The 20,718-nt window shown below is 39.2% G+C and carries 20 protein-coding genes and 1 tRNA gene; all 21 read left to right on the plus strand.

Going from position 1 to position 20,718, the window contains the following annotated elements; all coding sequences use genetic code 11:
• Positions 1-572, plus strand: a 572-nt coding sequence (locus tag PAN07_RS08090; protein WP_269797677.1) for a class II fructose-bisphosphate aldolase, incomplete at its 5' end; no start/stop codon positions are given.
• Between the two features lie 279 nt (positions 573-851).
• Positions 852-1,844 (plus strand): ATP-binding cassette domain-containing protein, encoded by a 993-nt coding sequence (locus PAN07_RS08095; RefSeq protein ID WP_084863047.1) that lies wholly within the window; start codon positions 852-854, stop codon positions 1,842-1,844.
• Position 1,845: 1 nt separating this feature from the next.
• Positions 1,846-2,664 (plus strand): ABC-2 family transporter protein, encoded by an 819-nt coding sequence (locus PAN07_RS08100; protein ID WP_084863049.1) that lies wholly within the window; start codon positions 1,846-1,848, stop codon positions 2,662-2,664.
• Between the two features lies 1 nt (position 2,665).
• A complete protein-coding gene (locus tag PAN07_RS08105; RefSeq protein WP_064276354.1) occupies positions 2,666-3,451 on the plus strand; it encodes an ABC transporter permease in 786 nt (261 codons plus the stop codon).
• A 99-nt stretch (positions 3,452-3,550) separates the two neighbouring features.
• Positions 3,551-3,623 (plus strand) — tRNA-Thr (locus PAN07_RS08110).
• Between the two features lie 389 nt (positions 3,624-4,012).
• Positions 4,013-4,435, plus strand: coding sequence for a hypothetical protein (locus PAN07_RS08115; RefSeq protein WP_020902068.1), 423 nt, complete (start codon positions 4,013-4,015; stop codon positions 4,433-4,435).
• 69 nt (positions 4,436-4,504) lie between these two features.
• Positions 4,505-4,906: a hypothetical protein gene (locus PAN07_RS08120; RefSeq protein ID WP_020902067.1), complete on the plus strand. Its 402-nt coding sequence runs from the start codon at positions 4,505-4,507 to the stop codon at positions 4,904-4,906.
• Positions 4,899-6,620 (plus strand): cutinase family protein, encoded by a 1,722-nt coding sequence (locus PAN07_RS08125; protein WP_269797678.1) that lies wholly within the window; start codon positions 4,899-4,901, stop codon positions 6,618-6,620. The genes PAN07_RS08120 and PAN07_RS08125 overlap by 8 nt, the downstream gene beginning before the upstream one ends.
• Complete coding sequence (locus PAN07_RS08130) at positions 6,601-6,915, plus strand: hypothetical protein (protein WP_020902063.1); 315 nt, start codon at positions 6,601-6,603, stop codon at positions 6,913-6,915. Before PAN07_RS08125 ends, PAN07_RS08130 begins: the two co-directional genes overlap by 20 nt.
• 13 nt (positions 6,916-6,928) lie before the next feature.
• Positions 6,929-7,237: a hypothetical protein gene (locus tag PAN07_RS08135; protein ID WP_084863052.1), complete on the plus strand. Its 309-nt coding sequence runs from the start codon at positions 6,929-6,931 to the stop codon at positions 7,235-7,237.
• Between the two features lie 128 nt (positions 7,238-7,365).
• Positions 7,366-7,653, plus strand: a complete 288-nt coding sequence (locus tag PAN07_RS08140) for a WXG100 family type VII secretion target (RefSeq protein WP_020902061.1) — start codon at positions 7,366-7,368, stop codon at positions 7,651-7,653.
• 69 nt (positions 7,654-7,722) lie between these two features.
• The gene (esaA, locus tag PAN07_RS08145) at positions 7,723-10,755 is read left to right on the plus strand and encodes a type VII secretion protein EsaA (protein WP_084863515.1); all 3,033 of its coding nucleotides are present in this window, start codon (positions 7,723-7,725) and stop codon (positions 10,753-10,755) included.
• Between the two features lie 3 nt (positions 10,756-10,758).
• Entirely contained in the window at positions 10,759-11,223 is a 465-nt protein-coding gene (gene essA, locus PAN07_RS08150; protein WP_020902059.1) for a type VII secretion protein EssA, read from the plus strand.
• 65 nt (positions 11,224-11,288) lie between these two features.
• Positions 11,289-11,528 (plus strand): EsaB/YukD family protein, encoded by a 240-nt coding sequence (locus tag PAN07_RS08155; RefSeq protein ID WP_020902058.1) that lies wholly within the window; start codon positions 11,289-11,291, stop codon positions 11,526-11,528.
• The gene (gene essB / locus PAN07_RS08160; RefSeq protein ID WP_020902057.1) at positions 11,529-12,806 is read left to right on the plus strand and encodes a type VII secretion protein EssB; all 1,278 of its coding nucleotides are present in this window, start codon (positions 11,529-11,531) and stop codon (positions 12,804-12,806) included.
• A 21-nt stretch (positions 12,807-12,827) separates the two neighbouring features.
• Positions 12,828-17,249 carry a type VII secretion protein EssC gene (gene essC, locus PAN07_RS08165; RefSeq protein WP_020902056.1) on the plus strand — a complete coding sequence of 1,474 codons (4,422 nt, stop codon included), beginning with the start codon at positions 12,828-12,830 and terminating at the stop codon, positions 17,247-17,249.
• A 15-nt stretch (positions 17,250-17,264) separates the two neighbouring features.
• A complete protein-coding gene (locus PAN07_RS08170; RefSeq protein WP_020902055.1) occupies positions 17,265-17,621 on the plus strand; it encodes a TIGR04197 family type VII secretion effector in 357 nt (118 codons plus the stop codon).
• Positions 17,621-17,977: a hypothetical protein gene (locus PAN07_RS08175; RefSeq protein WP_020902054.1), complete on the plus strand. Its 357-nt coding sequence runs from the start codon at positions 17,621-17,623 to the stop codon at positions 17,975-17,977. The genes PAN07_RS08170 and PAN07_RS08175 overlap by 1 nt, the downstream gene beginning before the upstream one ends.
• 1 nt (position 17,978) lies before the next feature.
• The gene (locus PAN07_RS08180) at positions 17,979-19,595 is read left to right on the plus strand and encodes a hypothetical protein (RefSeq protein WP_020902053.1); all 1,617 of its coding nucleotides are present in this window, start codon (positions 17,979-17,981) and stop codon (positions 19,593-19,595) included.
• Between the two features lie 12 nt (positions 19,596-19,607).
• Positions 19,608-20,150: a hypothetical protein gene (locus tag PAN07_RS08185; protein ID WP_020902052.1), complete on the plus strand. Its 543-nt coding sequence runs from the start codon at positions 19,608-19,610 to the stop codon at positions 20,148-20,150.
• Entirely contained in the window at positions 20,143-20,433 is a 291-nt protein-coding gene (locus PAN07_RS08190) for a DUF4176 domain-containing protein (RefSeq protein ID WP_020902051.1), read from the plus strand. Before PAN07_RS08185 ends, PAN07_RS08190 begins: the two co-directional genes overlap by 8 nt.
• Positions 20,434-20,718: the final 285 nt, after the last annotated feature.

Below are 20,718 nucleotides of genomic sequence, written 5' to 3' on the forward strand. Positions count from 1 at the left end.
TGTTTGACGGTTCACACCTTCCAGTTGAAGAAAACCTTAAATTGGCTAAAGAAGTTGTTGAAAAAGCACACGCTAAAGGTATCTCAGTAGAAGCTGAAGTTGGTACTATCGGTGGTGAAGAAGACGGAATCATCGGTAAAGGTGAATTGGCTCCAATCGAAGACGCTAAAGCAATGGTTGAAACTGGTATCGACTTCTTGGCAGCTGGTATCGGTAACATCCACGGTCCTTACCCAGCTAACTGGGAAGGTCTTGACCTTGACCACTTGCAAAAATTGACAGAAGCTCTTCCTGGATTCCCAATCGTATTGCACGGTGGATCAGGTATTCCTGATGAGCAAATCCAAGCAGCTATCAAACTTGGTGTTGCGAAAGTTAACGTTAACACTGAATGCCAAATCGCATTCGCTAACGCAACTCGTAAATTTGCTCGTGACTACGAAGCAAACGAAGCAGAATACGACAAGAAAAAACTCTTCGACCCACGTAAATTCTTGGCTGACGGTGTAAAAGCTATCCAAGCATCAGTTGAAGAACGTATCGACGTATTCGGTTCAGAAGGTAAAGCTTAATCTAGCTGAATAATACAGAGAAAACCTGCCCATTGGGTGGGTTTTTTGGTGTTTTAAGGAAACGATTAAACTAGAATTTTGATCTAAAAATACCTTTTTAAGAGAAAAATTTCAATTTCATAAACTTTAAGCAAACGCTTGCATTCTAGTTTTTATTGGACTATAATAGATTGGTGTAAAGACTTCTGTAATAATATTGAGAAGGTGTAGAAAGTAAGGATTTAGAATACTTGTAGTCAAAAACACAATGTTGCTATTCCTTACGCTAGGGAGATAGATATGGTAATGATAGAAGTGGAACATCTTCAGAAAAATTTTGTGAAGACTGTTAAGGAACCGGGCTTGAAGGGGGCATTACGCTCCTTTATTCATCCTGAAAAGCAGACCTTCGAAGCGGTCAAAGATTTGACCTTTGAGGTGCCAAAAGGGCAAATTTTAGGTTTCATCGGGGCAAATGGTGCTGGGAAGTCGACAACCATTAAAATGCTGACTGGGATTTTGAAACCGACATCTGGTTTTTGTCGGATTAATGGAAAGATTCCCCAGGACAATCGTCAAGATTATGTCAAGGATATTGGAGTGGTTTTTGGACAACGCACCCAGCTATGGTGGGATTTGGCCCTGCAAGAGACCTACACGGTTTTAAAAGAGATTTATGATGTGCCAGACTCGCTCTTTCATAAGCGCATGGACTTTTTGAATGAAGTCTTGGATTTGAAGGACTTTATCAAGGATCCCGTGAGAACTCTTTCGCTGGGACAACGGATGCGGGCGGATATTGCGGCTTCCTTGCTTCACAATCCCAAGGTTCTCTTTTTAGATGAGCCGACCATTGGTTTGGACGTTTCGGTCAAGGATAACATTCGTCGGGCTATTACTCAGATCAATCAGGAGGAAGAAACAACCATTCTCTTGACCACTCATGACCTGAGCGATATTGAGCAACTCTGTGATCGGATCTTTATGATTGATAAGGGGCAGGAGATTTTTGATGGAACGGTTAGCCAGCTTAAGGATACATTTGGCAAGATGAAGACTCTCTCCTTTGAACTGCTACCAGGTCAAAGTCATCTAGTTTCTCACTATGAAGGCTTTTCGGATATGACAATTGATAGACAAGGGAATAGTCTCAACATTGAATTCGATAGTTCACGCTACCAGACAGCTGACATTATCAAGCAAACCCTGTCTGATTTTGAAATCCGCGATTTGAAGATGGTGGATACGGATATTGAAGATATTATCCGTCGCTTCTACCGAAAGGAGCTCTAAGATGGTCAAATTGTGGAGACGTTATAAACCCTTTATCAATGCAGGGGTTCAGGAGTTGATTACTTACCGAGTCAACTTTATTCTTTATCGGATCGGCGATGTAATGGGTGCTTTTGTGGCCTTTTATCTCTGGAAGGCTGTCTTTGATTCTTCGCAAGAGTCCTTGATTCAGGGCTTTAGTATGGCAGATATCACCCTCTATATCATTATGAGTTTTTTGACCAATCTTCTAACTAGGTCCGATTCTTCCTTTATGATTGGAGAGGAGGTCAAGGATGGTTCCATTATCATGCGCTTGTTGCGACCAGTGCATTTTGCGGCTTCTTATCTCTTTACCGAGCTTGGGTCAAAGTGGTTGATTTTTATCAGTGTCGGTCTTCCATTTTTAAGTGTCATTGTTTTGATGAAAATCTTATCTGGGCAAGGGATGGTAGAAGTGCTGGGATTAACTGTCCTTTATCTTTTTAGCTTAACGCTAGCCTACCTGATCAACTTTTTCTTTAATATCTGCTTTGGTTTTTCAGCCTTTGTGTTTAAAAATCTTTGGGGTTCCAATCTACTCAAGACTTCCATAGTGGCCTTTATGTCTGGAAGTTTGATTCCCTTGGCTTTCTTTCCAAAGGTTGTTTCAGATATTCTGTCCTTCCTGCCTTTTTCATCCTTAATTTACACTCCGGTCATGATTATCGTTGGGAAATACGATGCCAATCAGATTCTTCAGGCGCTCGCTTTGCAGTTTTTCTGGCTCTTAGTAATGGTGGGCTTGTCTCAGTTGATTTGGAAACGAGTCCAGTCATTTATCACCATTCAAGGAGGTTAGTATGAAAAAATATCAACGCATGCATCTGATTTTTATCAGACAATACATCAAGCAAATCATGGAATACAAGGTGGATTTTGTGGTGGGGGTTTTAGGAGTCTTTCTGACTCAAGGTCTGAACCTCTTGTTTCTCAATGTCATCTTTCAACATATTCCATCCCTAGAAGGTTGGACCTTTCAAGAGATTGCTTTTATTTATGGCTTTTCCTTGATTCCTAAGGGGTTGGACCATCTCTTTTTTGACAATCTCTGGGCGTTAGGTCAACGCTTGGTTCGAAAAGGAGAATTTGACAAATACCTGACTCGTCCTATCAACCCTCTCTTTCACATCCTAGTTGAAACCTTTCAGATTGATGCTTTGGGCGAACTCTTGGTTGGTGGGATCCTACTAGCGACAACGGTATCTAGCATTGCTTGGACTCTTCCAAAATTCCTGCTTTTCCTAGTTTGTATTCCTTTTGCGACCTTGATTTATACTTCCTTGAAAATCGCGACAGCCAGCATCGCTTTTTGGACCAAGCAGTCAGGAGCAATGATTTATATTTTCTATATGTTTAATGATTTTGCCAAGTATCCGATTTCCATTTACAATTCGCTTCTTCGTTGGTTAATCAGTTTTATTGTACCTTTTGCCTTTACGGCCTACTATCCTGCCAGCTATTTCTTGCAGGACAAGGATGTTATCTTTAACATTGGTGGTTTGATGTTGATTTCTATGGTTTTCTTTGTCATTTCCCTTAAACTTTGGGATAGGGGTTTAGATGCCTACGAAAGTGCGGGTTCTTAGCATAGATGTTATCAAAGCCTTGTCTCAGGACAGGCTTTTTTAACAGAGATGAAAATTTCTTGACACCTATTCTTAGAGTGCTATACTGTAAGTGTAATCGCCGATTTAGCTCAGTTGCTAGAGCAAGGCACTCGTAAAGCCTAGGTCACAGGTTCAATCCCTGCAATCGGCAAAGTGAAGAAGCTCAAAGCCTTGTCTTGGGACAGGGCTTTTTTATATGTTAGGAACATGCCTTGAAGCTAATTCTAGAGTGTTAAACTAGATGAAAAAAGAAGCAATAAGATGTAATTCAATTGCAGTTAGTCTAAATGAATGAAAAAGATGGGATAGCACCTTAGAATCAGATCTTGTAGGTTTTTCTTTGATTCCTATTATAGGAATTATTGGAAAGATAGTGTAAAAGGAATTTTATAGAAAATTTTTTTCAAATAAAATACTGATAAAGTACAGATATTGAGAGCGTTAGATTTTTGGTTAAGCTTTGAGGGGCGGTTCATGATAAAAATTTTTTTACATTCATGATATAATATGGCTATATTCACATGTTATAGGAGAATATTCATGAAAAAACGTACTTTGCTTTGGTTAGTTTTAGCCCTTGTAATTTTTGGAGGAGGCGCATGGATGGCACAGGCAACAAATCTATTTGGAGGAATAGCTCTGAGCCCACGGGCTAAGCAGTTGGCTTATCTGAAGGAGCATGAAGAAGATATGGCTGATTTTGTCAAGTCTTTAAGTCCTAAAGTTGAAAGTGTTCAGTTTGATTGGGATAGTATGAAGGTTGGTCAAGTAGGAAATGGAACTCCTCAAGGTGGAGGCTATATGTTGACACTTAGAGGAAAGGTAAATAATAATGATAAGACGAAATTCATGGTTGGATTTTCTTTAGACAATGATGCAAACAGTATACCAAAGGAATTTGGAATTTATGAAATGCAGCCTATAAGAATTTATAGGGATGGGGGATGGTATTATTATGACTAATAGTAATTTAAAAACCTTTGATAATTTTTATGCGAATTTAGCACAGTCAGCTTATTTAGGAGAACATTCATGAAAAAACGTACTTTACTTTGGTTAGTTTTAGCACTTGTAATTTTTGGAGGAGGTGCATGGATGGCACAGAAAACAAATTTATTCGGAGGAGTATTTCTTAGTCCGCGAGCTAAGCAGTTGGATTATTTAAAGGAACATGAAGAAGAGATTAAGGAGTTTGTAAAATCTTTAAATCCTAAAGTCGAATCGGTTCAAATAGATTGGAAACAGACACAATGGGATAAGATAGGAAATGGTACACCTCAAGGAGGAGGCGATATTGTTCAGGTTTATGGAGGATTTAATAATATATCAAACTCAAGCTGGAGTGTTATTATTAAGATTACAGATGGAAAAATTTTAATTAATTCTATCGGAATTGGTAGTCCGTTGCGTATTGGGGGTAAACTGCTTGACTAATAGTAATTTAAAAAATTTTGATAATTTTTATGCGGATTTAGCTCAGTCAGCATATAGAGGACGACCGAATCTTTTTACATATGAGAGACTGAGTAAAGAAGAAAGAAAAATATTAGATTCAGGAGAAGCGTTACAATTTGACTTCTCTAAAGACATTCAATCTTACAACGAAATTACAAAAGAGTTGGAAATCACTAAAGGAGGTAAAAAACTTCCTCATGACGGTAAAGTCTACTTGCAGCCAGATCCTGATTTACATACTGTGGAAGATAAGATAAAACTCCAAGTTGGTGATCCTGGCGGAGGGGTTCACCAAGAAGAGCCTCCTATCAAGCTCTATCAAAAAGGGCTTTTAACGGATGAGAAAGCTGGTTTCAATGCCTACTACTTAACGGATACGCCAACCTTGACTAAAGATACTACGAAAACTTATATGGCTATCCGCGGAAGTGATGCTATTAGTTATGAAAATTGGAACGATTGGATAGACAACGATGCGAAGTTTGCCCTCAACCACATCCATACCCCGCAAGCCAAGTTAGCGACGGCAGGTATGAAAGCTAAAATCGCAGAGATGCGTGAAAAGGCTCCAAATGCTACGATGGACATCACAGGTCACTCCCTAGGGACCATAGTTTCTGCGCAAGGAGTAGCTGGCCTCACTGATGAAGAACTGAAGAAAATCGGCAAAGTGGTCCTCTTTGACGGTCCAGACACGACAAAGAGCTTAAAGGAAATGGGCCTCAGCGATGAGAAAATCAAAAAGATTAGCGAAAAGATCGAGTATTATGTCAATCCTTTTGATATCGTGGGGATGCTTAATCGAGAACACACCATTGCCAAATTACCTGGTGACTCCGATGAACCCCTTAAGAAACCCGTCGGTAAAGTCAATGTCCTCGTCCCCTTGCATTATACTCAGATTACTGATCCCGAAAGCTCCCATGACTTTGGTGTTTTCCAATCGGATGGAAAGGGAAATTTGTTGACCGCGTCTGAGGATTTTCACCCAGAATTGCTCAGGGCAGGTGAAAAGCTGTCTCGACTGATTGCGACATCTTTAGATTCTCTCAGGGCTTTAGGAGTTGATGATAATGTAGCCTCAAATATTTTGAATGCCATTATGAGGGGTGAGGCTCTAACAAAGATGGCTATCGGTTATGCAGTTTACAAGAATTATACAATAGAATATAGTAAAATCGTCGAAGAAGCACGTCAGGAATCTATAAAATGGGATCGAGAAGCTATTCCTCGTTATCAGGAACAACTGAGAAGTGGCAATCTTTCAGGAAGTCAAAGAATCTTGGTTCGAGCTCAGTTGCTTCAGACAGCAGCCCAGTTAGCAAATTTTGACATGGAAGACAAAGTTAAATCCGTGAAAACCTTACTTTCAGACGCTAAGGAAGACATTCAAAATATAGTAAAGGAGACAAGGTCAACAGCATTTGACATGGTTGGATATTTGTCAAGCTCAGAAGTTACGAATCTTCTTTCTGGTTTTGATACAACAAGCTTTTGGGATGAAGGCCTTGCTAGTGACACGAAGACAGCAGCAACATCCTTCCTGACACAAATCCAGCAACTGGGGGAGAGCTTGGTCAAAGCTAGTGGCTCCTTTGAGACCATAGATAGAGATAGTGCTGAAGATTTTAATAATCTATTGGCGGATGTAAAGCAAACATGGAGGGGAAAAAATGGTAGTCCTAACGGATGAGGATACTTTAATTACAAGAGAGCAACTCGACAGAGCCTTCAAAGAAAGAATGAGGGAACAAGAACGCCAAGCAGTCAGGGCCTTGGTAACTGCAAAAGAGTTGTCAATCCTTGCTAAAGGAGCTGAGTTAGCTAAAAAGTTGCAGGAAGCGGCCGCAGATATGCAAGAGTACGCTTCTAAGACCTATGTGAACAATATTAAGGGTGGATTTGAGGGAAAGGCTGCAGATGCTGCAGAAACTTACTTGACACAGACCTTGCAAACACCTACTTTACAGAGTCCGATCAAAAGCTAGGAGAAAACTGGTTATGGATAAAAAGGTACTTCAGAAACTAGAGGATGAGCATAATCGTAAATTACGAGACTTAGAACGTTTGGAGATGGATTTGGATGATGATTTCCACAAGTTTAGTAGGGAGACGGATCATCTCCTAGAGGCGCTTTCCTATGCATGTAGAGATAGTAGTTTTGCTGAAATTCAACCATATATCTTTGAGATAGAGAACAATTTAGATAGCTATCATCAACTTTATAAGAATCGTATAGAGAATGTACTGGAAGCTCGACACCAAGAGAATAAAAACTTTTATCGAAAGTTAGAGGAAAAGGATTTTTAACGAATAGACCCTTAATCTAATACAAGAGAATTTTTTTGATATTTTATTAGTAAAAAATGGTGTAAGCACTTGTAATTTGTGGCACTTATTGATATAATAAACTTACAAATAACTTAAAGGAGTTTAATATGGCTTTAATTCAATTAACAACAGAGGAACTACGTACTTCTGCTCAAAAATACACTAATGGTGCTGAAGAAGTAAGAGAAGTACTTCGCACATTGAGTAACGAACAAGAGATTATTAGAGAGAACTGGAAAGGTGCTGCTTTTCAGAGCTTTGATCAACAGTTTACAGAATTATCTCCAAAAATTGAAGAGTTTGCGGCTTTACTTGATGCAATCAATGCGCAATTGTATAAAGTTGCTGAAATCGTTGAGCAAAACGACCAAGAACTTGCATCACAAATTCATTAATTTGTTATAAGTGGCTTTAGGAGGGCGAGAGCCTTCCTATTTTTTTTAATGGAGATGATTAAAAGGCAAATGAAGAAGAATAGAATATATAAATATGTAGGGAGTAGTTTGCTAGCCCTATTGTTGCTCTTGATGATGGTTCTTTTGAATCTTTCTGTTCAAAAGAATACGACAATTAACAATGAGAATAACGCGAAAGTAAATCAGCAGACCAAATTAAATGTGGCTATTGTAAATGAAGATAAGTCTGTCTATGTGGATACAAAAGAGTATAATTTGGGGGCTAGTTATGTAAAAAACATCGAGCGTGATAATTCACAAAACTGGTCCGTTGTTCCTCGTGGAGCAGCAGATACCGGATTAGAAAGTGGGAAATACCAACTCGTTTTAACAATTCCTAGTGACTTCTCTGAAAAAATACTTGATATTAACAGTATCAATGTTGATAAGACAACCATTAATTATAAGGTCAATGCCCAAGGAAATTTGCAGGTGGAAAATGATGCAAATAAACTAGCAAAAGACATTGTTGCTGATTTAAATGGTCAATTAGTTGACATGTATATGGCGAGTATTTTGAGCAATCTTTATACGGCGCAAAAAAATGTGCAAGCTAGTTCACAGATACAAGCAACTAATATCGGAAACTACCGTACAAACTTATATGGAACAGCAATTAACTCTAAAAATATTTTCCCGACTCTTTACAGTATGTCTAGTTCTTCAGTTGATGCAAACGGTGTCTTAAAGACAGGTTTGGAAAGCTACTTACAATCCTTTAATCGCTTTGATGAGTCGCAGGTTAAATATAACAACACTTTCAGAGAATTGTCTAACAATAAGGAACAAGCAAAGCAGAATTATGCGGACGTCATAGAAAAGCTTATATCTAAGAGTAGGGATGAGGTAAAGGAACAGGTTGATTCTTATAAACAAGAATTAATGGAAACCCAAAAGATTCTAAATTCCAAGATAGAAGGTCAAGTAACCTCCTCTGATGTAATGCAGCCTGAAGTTGGATCTTCCTATAAAACAGTCGCAAAAGACATCAGCGAAGAGATTGTTAGTTTACAGACCAATCTAACAAATGAAAGAACGAAGTTTGAGAATCATAAAAAAGGTATTCGTGACTTCATTGATGAGAAACTAGCTTCTTACTATGGAACAAGTGAGAAGACAATCACTCTCGGTCGATTTTTGGATAAAGCTGCAAACAAGGACCTAGAGAAGGCTGAAGAATATCTCAAAGAGCAGCTGGTTTCTGCAATCTCAGAATTACCAAAAGAAGATTTTAGTGGAAAAGAATTTAGTGGTTTTGGTATAACACCAATCACAATTCCTTCTGTAAACTATACAGATTTAAAAACGATTAAAGAGCCTAGCGACGAGATTTCTTTGGCGGACTTGAAGAATCTGGAAAATAAGGCGATTACTAGTACAAGTGCTGTTGGACGAACAGGAACAAAGGCTAAGGTATCATGGAAGGCTGGAACAGGAGTGACGGTTCATTCGGTCACTTATGATGGCACACCAGTTGAGTTTGGCCAAGAAATTGATTTGAAGACTGGTGGGACTTTCAAAGTAGCATATAGTCTTGCAGAGGCAGCTCCAGCTCCAACTCCGACTCCAACTCCGACTACAGGTTCAACTGGGGGTCCAAGCCCAACTCCAAAAGCGGAGCCAGAGACTATTGATATTTCCTTGAATGATGTTCAAGCAGTCAGTGCTCCCATAGATGTCTCAGCCGTTCAGCAAGCAGCAGTGACTTACGGACAAAAGGTTCAGAAAATAGCCTCTGCCTATCAAAAGGTAGAATCACTAAAAAAAGCATACGATACCGTCAGAGGGTTAAAAAATAGTGATGTGTCTAAAGCATTGTCAGATATTTGGTTCGAAGCTATTAGTTCAAATCTTAAGAAATACGAAGAAAGCCTAACTAAACCTGACAACACCAAAGATACAGATGGTGCTAAGGATAAGGTAGATAAAGCCTTAGCTAAACTGACTGAGTTGAAGCCTATCCTAGAAAAAAATGTTAAGGAAGTTTTAAATACTAACAAGGATTTGAATGATAAAATTAATGAACAATTAGACCTATTCAAAAAGTTTGGCGAATTTGAGAAACAAGCGAAAGAGGGTACCGTTTTTCAAGATATAGATAGGGATTTAAAATCACTCGATGAAGATTATAAAAATCTCTTCACTAACTCTTCTGCTGTGAAGGAGTCTTCTCAAAGCAATGTCAAAGCTGCAGAGTCTGTAAAGGAGACTTTAGGTAATTTCAATCGTGAATTGTCAAACGCTCAAACAAGTACTGAAAAGTTGTCACAAGATGCTGACTCCTTGATGACGCAGTTTAACGAAGAATTGACTAATAATGGAAACTTTGTAGAATCCTTTGTGAAGGTTCTGAATAATGCCTATCAAAATGGGGTACCAAACGAAGTATTGTTGAACTTCTTATCCAATCCTGTTACCCAAAATGCTACTTCAGTAAAAGCTACTGTCAATGTTTACCGTCCATTTACATGGATTTTACTATTGGAGATTGTTAGCCTCTTTACAGCCTATCTGTTTGCAACGCAAAATATTGTTCGTAAGGTCAAAGATAAATTTAAGCTTGACAAGTTGCATGATACAGATATTATGACAGTTGGCCTACTATCTATTTTAGCTATAATAGTTGGTCTAGTCGTTGGTATTGTATCGAGTGCTCAACTTCACGTTGGTCGTGAATATCAACCGTCATGGGTATTGCTAATTGTTTTAGCTGCTTTGGTACTGATTCAAGGGCAGTATTTATTACTTAAACATTTCCGAGTAATTGGAATGGGTCTTGCCTTCTTTATGATGATTAGCTTTGTCTATCTATCAAATGCAATTGGGACGACGGCCAGTCTAACAGGTTTCCCAGCCTTCATCAAAAATCTTAATGCTTTATCAATATTAGAAGCTTTCCTTTCAGGATATTTTGATGGACAACCGGCAAATATTTTAGCATTTATTGCAATGATGATTGTCGTAGCTGGATTACTTGTTATAAATATTTTTATCAAAGAAAGAAGCTTTTGGCCTCAAGTATTTCAAACTGAGAAAGAATAGGAAATGAAAAAAATAATTCTTTTACTTCTTACCTTAGTAGCATGTGCAGCAGTCTCAATGGCTGCTGCAGATGATTTGAAGGATAATCGTTTACAGATTGATGATTCTCGACTTGAGAAAAAAGAGGGACTTAACTTTGGTCTACAATCTGAAGAAACAAAGGAGCTTTTTAACGAAGCGACCCAAAAGAAGTTGCAAGACATGCAGCAGCATCAAGAGGAACAGTTGATCACAGAAAGGGGCCAACTGTTTTCTGCTATACAGGGACCAGTTAAAAAAAATCCTGCAGAGCAGTTGTTTCAGCCAAATTCAAAAATAACATCTAAATTTCAAACAAATATTGGTCAGTTAGAAAAAGATGGTTTGAGTGATTTTCTTCCGGAGTTAGCCTATATATCATTGTTTTTATTACTTTTCGTAGCTACAGCTGTGATGAGTTATCGCCTTATGGCCGAAGGGATAGAATAATGTTTTAGCAAGTCCGTCTTAACAACTTAGTAAGAACAGAATCATATACAGGAGGTACATAAACAGTGGAGCAACATATCAATATTACTCTACGCTTGAAAGAAAAAGATGTGGATATTCGCATTCCTAGTCGGATTGAAGTGCGACGGTTAATCCGAGAAGTGGATACGATTTTTACTCCAGGTAAACAGAGAAAAAAATATCAACTTAGAATTGTCAACAAAGGATTATTGATTGATGAAGGAAAACAACTATCTGATTATCCAATGACAACAGGGGATTTAGTAGAGATAGAGGAGATTTAGGTGACTGAGGAAAAATTTATATTTGGCGAACAGCCGTTTGTATATGAAAAAAATGAAACAACTTGGAAATTGAGCCTTAAGCGTTCAGATGTAGCGAGTCAAGATTTACGGGAACTGTTACTGTTGGATTTGCATCATCCGTTCTTTTTGGAGCAATCGATGGTCTCTGATGAGGACAGTGTAACCTTCTCCTATCAAGTCGAAGCTCATGGTTTGACTTATGAAGAAATAAAGAGCCGTACCATTTCGGAGAGAATTCGTTTGGCCCTAAACGTTTTTCGTCTAGAAGGAGCCTTGGAGTTGCCAGTGACCTTCCTTTTGCATCCAGTAAATCTCTTTATTACCAAAGATGCTCAGGCTAAGATTGCTTATCGTGGAATTCCTGGTCTGATGGTTCCTCAATCAATATCCTCAGAAGATTTTCTACGTCAGGCTAAGTGTTTTACCGTAACACTATTTAGTGATTTTGACTTTATGGACCTTTACAATGGGTCCTTGGAATTAGAGACCTTGCCAGACTTTTTAAATGACCTGTGTCAGGCAGATGATATTGCAACAGCAGTTACTATTTTGGAACGGTATTATGTAGAGAAATCTGCGAAAGAACAGGCGGATTTAGTATTGGTTCCAAGCAGACGACACCGAGTGTTTAAATTGGCAACGATTTGGTTGACAGCGAGTGTTGTTTTGTTGATCGTTCCGCTTATCTATTTGATTTTCATGCAAAATCCTTTCAAAGAAAAGATGTTGCAGGCGGATACAGCTTTTATTAAAGTAGATTATAGCGCGGTTATTACAGAATTAGAGGGAATTGCTCCTGCTAGCTTGCCTAATACGCAGAAGTATGAGTTAGCCTTCTCTTATATTCAGGGATTGGAATTTTCTTCTGAACAAAAGAAGGTCATTCTGAATAATGTAACCCTCAAGTCTGATGAGCTGTATTTGACTTATTGGATTCAAGTTGGGCGAAATCGCTTTGAAGAGGCACTTGATATTGCCAAACGGATTAACGACAGTGACTTGATTCTCTATGCTTTGACTCAGGAAATCAAGCAGGTTCGGGAAGATGGTAAGTTGTCAGGGAAAGATCGTGAAAGTAAACTGAATACTTTGGATAGTGAATATAAGAAATACTGGGATAGCCGAAGTCAGCTATTAACAAGTGATTCTAGCTCTAATGCATCTACTAGTTCTAGTCCTAGTTCACAAGACAAGCCTTCTGAAAGCAAACCTTCATCTGAGAAGAAAACTAGCCCTAGCAGCTCCTCTAGTAATTAAGGTAGACCAAGGAGAGAAACTATGAAAAAACAAATCATTTTCTACAGTCAAGGTCTGCGTTATGAAGTAGAACTGAGTGCAGCTAAGACGGTCTTGGTTGGGGCTACAGAAAAGGCCCAAGTCTACCTTCCTCAACAGGAGAGTCCGATTCAGCTCAAGCTTGACGGTGACAAGATCTTTTATCAGTATGAGAACGAAGCAGGATTATTGAAAGATGGTCTACGTTTGGGTGAGGTTGTCTTTTATATCCGAGAAGGGGGTCCAAGGGTCTATGATCTTTTGGATTTATCAGAGTTTCAGATTGGTTCTCATAAAGGTGCGTTGATCACACTAGATGAAGATGTCGAACTCTTACTCCAAAAATCTCAGAATCAATGGATGCTAACTCGATTAAAAGGCGCATTTTATCGAAACAATCATCTGGAACAAATGGACCAGCAATTGATTGGTTTTGGAGATGAGTTGAGTTTAGGAGCGGTGACAATAAAGCTCTTTCCAGACGAAGTATGGGTTTCGGGACCAGCTCAAGTTGGGAGACAACTAACGCTGAGAGAACCCTCTCGATATGGTTTTTATGAAGATTATCCAGATTATCACCGCTCTCCACGAATCATTTATCGTGGAAGTGAAGATAAAATCTTGATTAACCCTCCAGGTCAAGAACCAGCTAAGCCAAGTGATGAACTGTTAAAGCTAATCGTTCCTCCTCTTACGATGGTCGGGGTAACCGTCTTGATCACCTTGGTTCAACCTCGAGGGATCTATATTCTTGCGACAGTAGGGATGTCCATAACCACAATGATTTTTTCTATCCGTGGTTTTATCAAAAATCGTAAAAAGTACAAGGCTGATAAGAAGGAACGGATCGATCTCTATCGTCTTTACCTGAAAGATAAGGTAAAGGAATTGACTCGTCTGGAGCGGGAACAAAAAGAAGGGATGCACTATCATTTTCCAACTATTTTAGAGTTGACGGACTTGGTTGAGAGTTACAATCACCGGATTTACGAAAAAACTCCCTTACATTTTGACTTCTTATACTATCGTTTGGGACTCGGGAAAATACCGACTAGCTATGACTTGAAATATGGTCAACAGGAGCGCAGTGGTAAGAAGGATGCTCTGGAAGAAGAGGGTTATGCTCTCTATAGTCGTCACAAAAAAATTCCGGATATGCCGATTCCGGCAAACCTTAGCCATGGACCGGTTGGTTATATTGGACCTAGAAATCTCGTCCTAGAACAACTGCAGCTTTTGGTGATGCAGTTAGCGACTTTTCATTCTTATCATGATGTGCAGTTTATTACGATCTTGCCAGAAGAGGAAAAAGAACAATGGTCTTGGATGCGTTGGCTACCTCATGCCAAACTGCAAGAACTCAATGTTCGCGGTTTTGTCTACAATCAACGGACACGAGACCAGGTTCTCAATAGCTTGAACCAAATCTTGAAACTACGTCGTAGTCAAAAGGAAGAAGCATCCCACAAGGAGAGCACCCTCTTCCATCCTCATTACGTGGTTCTAGTAACCGATGAGAAGCTGATTTTGGACCATATTATCATGGAATTCTTTACCGAAGATCCAACGGAATTAGGCTGTTCTCTCATCTTTGTAGAGGATGTCATGAGTTCCTTGTCTGAGAATATCCAGACAGTGATCAATATCAAGGACCGAAATACGGGCCAACTGGTCATGGAAGAAGGGGTCTTGAAAGAGACGGACTTCCGCTTGGATCATTTCCCAGCAGATTATGATAAGGAGCGGATCGCCCGTACCTTGGCACCGCTCAATCACCTCCAAAACCTTAAGAGTTCGATTCCAGATTCCGTGACCTTTATGGAAATGTATGGTGCGGAGACCTTTGAGGACTTGCAGGTATCGAGCCGTTGGAAAAAGAACGCACCCTACAAGAGTTTGGCTGTGCCGATTGGTCTGCGTGGTCAGGATGACCTGGTTCAGCTCAATCTACATGAAAAAGCTCATGGACCTCATGGTTTAATCGCAGGGACGACTGGATCAGGGAAGTCAGAAACGATCCAATCCTATATCCTATCCCTCGCTGTCAACTTCCACCCTCATGATGTGGCTTTCTTGCTGATTGACTACAAGGGTGGTGGGATGGCCAATCTCTTTAAAAACCTCCCCCACCTCTTGGGAACCATTACCAACTTGGATGGTGTCCAATCCATGCGGGCCTTGGCTTCGATCAATGCGGAGATTCATCGTCGTGAACGACTCTTTGGAGAGTTCGAAGTCAACCATATCAACCAATACCAGAAGAAATTTAAAAACGGAGAAGCGACAGAACCCCTCCCTCATCTCTTCATCATCTCAGATGAGTTCGCAGAGCTCAAGGTTAACCAGCCCGACTTTATCAAGAAGTTGGTATCTATTGCGCGTGTCGGGCGTTCCCTCGGGGTTCACTTGATCCTAGCTACTCAAAAGCCATCAGGTGTGGTGGATGACCAGATCTGGTCCAACTCTCGCTTTAAGATTGCCCTTAAGGTTGCAGATCGTTCGGACTCCAATGAAATGCTTCATACACCGGATGCGGCCGAGATCACTCAGACGGGACGCGCCTATCTGCAAGTCGGAAATAATGAAGTCTATGAGCTCTTCCAGTCAGCCTGGTCAGGTGCAGATTACCAGCCAGAAAAGGATGATATGGGAATTGAAGACCATACCATCTATCTGATCAATGAATTGGGGCAATATGAAATCCTAAATGAAGACTTATCGGGCTTAGAGGATGCGGACGAAATCAAGGAAGTTCCGACAGAGCTAGATGCTATTGTGCACAATATCCATCTCCTATGTGAAGAACAAGAAATTCCTCCAGTACCACAGCCATGGTTGCCACCACTTAAGGAGCGCATTGCGCTAGAGGAGCTGGAAGAAGTGCAACCAGTAATAGCCTGGGCACAAGAGAAATCACTCTCAATTCTACTTGGAATGGCAGATATCCCGCAGGCTCAGAAGCAGGAAGCCGTCTCTATCAATCTCGCCAAGAACGGACATGTCCTTCTCTATGGAAGTCCGGGTACCGGGAAGACAACCTTCCTTCAGTCTGCAGGTATGGACTTGGCTCGTAAGTTCAGTCCTAAGGACCTTACCATGTACTTGATGGACTTTGGGACCAATGGTTTGGCTCCATTGTCTAAGCTTCCTCAGGTAGCTGATACCATGTCTCTGGACCAAACGGAGAAGATCTCTAAGTTTGTACGAATCATGGAGAAAGAACTCAACCGCCGTAAGAAACTGCTTGCGGACTATGGAGTTGGGACCTTGGAACTCTATCGTCAGGCTAGTGGTCAGGAAGAACCGGCTATTGTCATCCTCTTAGATAGCTATGAAGCTTTCAAGGAAGAAGCCTATGAGGCAGAACTCTTCAAGCTCTTGGTGCGCATCTCTCGTGAAGGTCTCAGCATTGGGGTACATCTCTTGATGACAGCGGGTCGCCAGTCCAACCTTCGTGCTCAACTCTACTCGAACTTCAAGCACCAGTTGAGCCTACCACAAAATGAAGCTAGTGAAGTGCGAGCCATCGTGGGCTCTACGCCACTCGCCATGACTATGGAAGATATCAAGGGCCGTGCCCTCATGAAGCGTGAAGACGTGGATGTCATCCAGCTGGCACTCCCAGTTTATGGAGCCAATGACACCCAAGTCCTCAACAACCTGCGCCAAGCAGTCGCTTCCCTCCAAGAAGCTTGGACAGGACAACGCCCAAGTGCCATCCCGATGGTACCAGAGGAGTTGACCATGGATGTATTTCTCAATCTGCCTACAACTCAAGAGGCGATTCAAAATCATGAATTGCCGATTGGTCTGGAGTTTGAAATGGTACAGAGTGTTGCTATTTCGTTTAATCAATTAAAAAGCTTGATTTATCTTTCTGATTCTGCTGAGTCATTAGAAAATCAAACACATCATTTATTAAATACATCACTCTGTTTTGGTAAGAAATTACGAGTGATGCTTGTAGATCCACTGGAGGAATATAGGTCTTATAGTGAAAAAGTGTCAACGTATATTAGTAGTAAAAAAGAAATTTCTGAAATAGCTCAACAATTAATATTTGAGGTTAATCGCCGACTAGAAGGAGACTTATACTCTGATTGGTTGATTTTTATGCCAAATATAAAAGTAATTGTTGAGCATGGTCTGTCAGAAAAAGATTTGGACTTTTTATTCAAAAATGGTTTGCGTGTAGGATTGCATTTTGTAATTGGTAGTGAGCATTCATATATTGGAAATAATATCCATGAAGTTCCGAAATATCTTAAATCCAATGCGCAGTGGGTTATGTTGGGTATGCGTTTAATGGATCAAATGTTTTTAGATAAACCTTATAATAATAGAGAGGCTCGACTAGAGTTGGATGAGGTGTATCTGCATGATCGTAAACAAGCCGTTAAATTAAAAATTACTAAAAATGACTAATTTGGAGGGATTTGTATGCCACTAATACAAAGTAAAGAAGAAGTAGCTAGTTCTATTGCATCTGGAATTGCTAGCTCATCTAGTAGTATTATATCTGGAAATAAAGTTGTTCTAGACCAATCGAGTGAGTATCCAGGAAATAGTACAGCTGCGGAGAAGATTCCTAAAGAAGCTGAGTATGCGTCTTCTATTGCAGAGGTTTTAAATGGATTTGTTTCAAGGATACAGAGTACAGCCGCTGAATTTGTAGCAGTTGATAGTCAGCTTGCTGCAAACATAGATACCAATACTTCTGCGCTACCTCAAACGAGTGCAGTTCCAAAGAATAATACTACATTTGTTCCAAATAGGAGCTATTTTTCAGAAGAATAATGAAGAAACTAACATTAGAAGAAATTGATAATAAATCAAAAGAACTGGATAATTTTCTAAATCAACTAAGTTTGGAGAAGAAGAAAGTTACTCGAAAAGAAAATGAACTATTTGAAATGCATCGACAAAGTTTGCTTCCATTGCGACAAATCTTAGAATTGCCTCTATCGTCAAAAGATTATCAAACTTATCAAGATTTGATAATGGACATAGGCAGTGTAGGTGCATTAGTTGAAGCGTGGTCGGAGGAACGAAAAGATTCAATCAAGAAACAAGAAGACCGATTGGAAAGAGAGTTAGATGAGCTCTGCCATGCTCGAAAGAAATTAATGATAGAACAGGAGTCGCAGAAGTAATATGGTAAAAATGGTATTAGGATCTTCTGATACGCAGGGTCAGACAATGGCTTCCGTAGGGGAAGCTAGAATAGCTTCCTACAATGAGGCAATTTCTGCATTATCAGCATTTGATAATGCAGGAGATTTGCAAGGGGCAGCCTATGATAGTGGTAAACAATATGGTATGAATGTAATCACTCCCTTGCTCAAGGGAGCCATCATGTATACAGAATTAGTGAGTGAAGCTGTTCCAAAGCTACCATCAAAATATCAATCAGAAGTTGGCGGTGAGGATCTTGATTCAGAGGTACTTGAAAGTGAAATTCGTAGCCTTGAAGCTAGTCTTCACGGTATTAGATGGATGTACTATGCAATGGTTGGAGACGAATCCACAAGTACAAGCACTTTAAGTAGTCTTTTAAACCGCATGGATTCTTTAACTGGACAAAGAAATGAAAAAATGGATAAGCTCCGCAAGTTAAATCTATTTGCTGGAAGTTCTAATGAAGTTTTTTCTGCAGGGGAAGGTAGTAGTTTAGTTGATAACTTAGCTCAAAATCTCCAAACGGGATTAAGCCAAATCCAAACAGAATTTTCAAGTTTTAGTGGTACTTTTCCCAAGCACTCTGTGCATACTCTGGGATGGGCAAAGAATATCGAGGGTGAATGGGATAAGAAAGTCAAGATTGATGAAGACTATCAGAAGGTTCTCAAAAGAATTGAGGATGGCAAAGAACTCTCTGAGGATGATGTGAAAGTGCTCGAAGCTTATCAAAAACGCTATGGAAGGGATCTTCCTGATAGTGTGAATAATGCTTTGAAGAATTATGTTGAAAAAGAAATCAATGACATTGTAAAAATGATATCAGATACTTCAGAGGCATATAAAAGAGGAGAAATTGGTGAAGAAGCTTTAGATAGTGTTTTTAACTTCCTTAAACAAAATGGTATAAATATTTCTCCGGATGATCTAAAGAATAAGTCTGTAGATTTTTTAAAGGAAAGTATCACTTCAAAATTGAGTGATAAATGGTCTGAGTTAGTGTCAGAACATTACACCTCTTACACGCTTCCATATCAAGTTCCATATTTAATCAATGGCTTAAAATCACAGATTGGGAATACACTAACGAAATATGGATTGAGTGCACTTCTATCAACTGCACCTGGTTCTACAGTTAATAAAATGGTGGGAGAAAGCATTGAGAAAATTGGAGATTGTGTAATACCGTTAGTGAATAAATTAGATGGATTCTTAGGGAGCGCTAAATTTGCGAAAGCTTTACCATATGGATTGGGATCAGCGATTGATTTTGGCACACAGTTATACAGTGGCGAAGATGTTGGAGATGCAGCAATTAAGACAGGTGGGCATCTCCTGATTCAATTAGCTTTAGGTGTTGTAGGTGGTCCGATTGGTTTCTTTGCTGGTGTAGGATTGTCAATGGTATTTGATTATCTATATGATAAATATGGGGATAAAGTCGTGGAATTTGCTGGTGATGTTTGGGATGGTACAAAGAAAGTAGTAGGTGATACGATGAAATCTGTTGGTGATACAGCTGAGAAAATATGGGATAGTGCGGGAGATGCAGTTAATGGATTTTTCTCGGGATTAGGTAGTGTATTTAATTAAAAGGATTTATATATGGAAACAATTATTAATTTAGGGATATGGGAGAGCAAAAATTATCATTTTGATTGGGAGAATAAGGTATTGCTAGAGGAAACATCTTCTCCTAATTACTGGTCTTATATTCTACTGCCTGTTACGCTGTACATTATAAATAAAATTTCTGATATATTGGCTAAAGCAGGAATATTTAATAATCAGTTAGTCCGAGTTGGGACGGTTACGATCTTAGGCGTTTTATCTTATTTTTTGGCCGCTTTGATTATCAGATTTTACCACGGAACTTTAAAATTAAAAAAATCAGAGTTGGATGGGGAACAGAGTAAGAAGTTTGTCAGATCTTTGAAGAGAAGAAGAGGGTACTTTAAATGTCTTCTTAATCTTTTTAGAGTCCTAACTGTAATCGCTACTCTTTTGTTTGTCTTTGGAAATGAAACCATTGCCGTACTCTTTTTGGCGGTTAGTTTTTTAGTGATATTTATGTTCAAATTTGATTACCAACTTAATAGATGGTTAAAAATCATTAAAATAGTAGAAAAAGGAGAGAAAAATGTCTAATTTATTACCTATTGGTACTGTTGTTCGCCTTCATAATGGAACGATTGATGTGATGATTATAGGTAGATTTCCATTGTACAATCAAGAGGGTACAATTGGCTATTTTGATTATGTAGCATGCCTATATCCAACAGGGGCAGCAAATGAAGAACTTTTATATTTTAATCAAGAGAATATTGAAAAGGTGATATTCGAAGGATATCATTCGGAAAAAGAGGATGATTTACAAGAATTATTCAAGAAACAAAAGGATAGTATTAAATATCCAAAATTGAAGGTATAATTTAATTTATAGGTTTATTTCCAAAACAATAAACTTACTAACTTTCATTCGTAGGGGATCTATATTAAAATTGTAAAACTATTTGTTCTTTGGCTCTTTATCAACTGTAGTGTGTTGATGAGAAGTGAACATCGAGAGAGGACGAGATTCGTTCTCTCTTTTTTATACTCTCAACTCTCTATTTAGTGGATAACTTGAACTTGGAAGTAAACAAAATTTTAAAACCATTAAAAGTGTAACAAAATTCGAATAAGCTATATTTTTAGAGATTGTTGAAGAAATCAC

The organism is Streptococcus sp. SM5, assembly GCF_027497975.1.

Excerpts from the sequence above, each read along its gene's own strand:
- PAN07_RS08095 (WP_084863047.1), top strand. The coding sequence starts at position 852 with ATGGTAATGATAGAAGTGGAACATCTTCAGAAAAATTTTGTGAAGACT.
- PAN07_RS08100 (WP_084863049.1), top strand. The coding sequence starts at position 1,846 with ATGGTCAAATTGTGGAGACGTTATAAACCCTTTATCAATGCAGGGGTT.
- PAN07_RS08105 (WP_064276354.1), top strand. The coding sequence starts at position 2,666 with ATGAAAAAATATCAACGCATGCATCTGATTTTTATCAGACAATACATC.
- PAN07_RS08115 (WP_020902068.1), top strand. The coding sequence starts at position 4,013 with ATGAAAAAACGTACTTTGCTTTGGTTAGTTTTAGCCCTTGTAATTTTT.
- PAN07_RS08120 (WP_020902067.1), top strand. The coding sequence starts at position 4,505 with ATGAAAAAACGTACTTTACTTTGGTTAGTTTTAGCACTTGTAATTTTT.
- PAN07_RS08130 (WP_020902063.1), top strand. The coding sequence starts at position 6,601 with ATGGTAGTCCTAACGGATGAGGATACTTTAATTACAAGAGAGCAACTC.
- PAN07_RS08135 (WP_084863052.1), top strand. The coding sequence starts at position 6,929 with ATGGATAAAAAGGTACTTCAGAAACTAGAGGATGAGCATAATCGTAAA.
- PAN07_RS08140 (WP_020902061.1), top strand. The coding sequence starts at position 7,366 with ATGGCTTTAATTCAATTAACAACAGAGGAACTACGTACTTCTGCTCAA.
- esaA (WP_084863515.1), top strand. The coding sequence starts at position 7,723 with ATGAAGAAGAATAGAATATATAAATATGTAGGGAGTAGTTTGCTAGCC.
- essA (WP_020902059.1), top strand. The coding sequence starts at position 10,759 with ATGAAAAAAATAATTCTTTTACTTCTTACCTTAGTAGCATGTGCAGCA.
- essC (WP_020902056.1), top strand. The coding sequence starts at position 12,828 with ATGAAAAAACAAATCATTTTCTACAGTCAAGGTCTGCGTTATGAAGTA.
- PAN07_RS08170 (WP_020902055.1), top strand. The coding sequence starts at position 17,265 with ATGCCACTAATACAAAGTAAAGAAGAAGTAGCTAGTTCTATTGCATCT.
- PAN07_RS08175 (WP_020902054.1), top strand. The coding sequence starts at position 17,621 with ATGAAGAAACTAACATTAGAAGAAATTGATAATAAATCAAAAGAACTG.
- PAN07_RS08180 (WP_020902053.1), top strand. The coding sequence starts at position 17,979 with ATGGTAAAAATGGTATTAGGATCTTCTGATACGCAGGGTCAGACAATG.
- PAN07_RS08185 (WP_020902052.1), top strand. The coding sequence starts at position 19,608 with ATGGAAACAATTATTAATTTAGGGATATGGGAGAGCAAAAATTATCAT.
- PAN07_RS08190 (WP_020902051.1), top strand. The coding sequence starts at position 20,143 with ATGTCTAATTTATTACCTATTGGTACTGTTGTTCGCCTTCATAATGGA.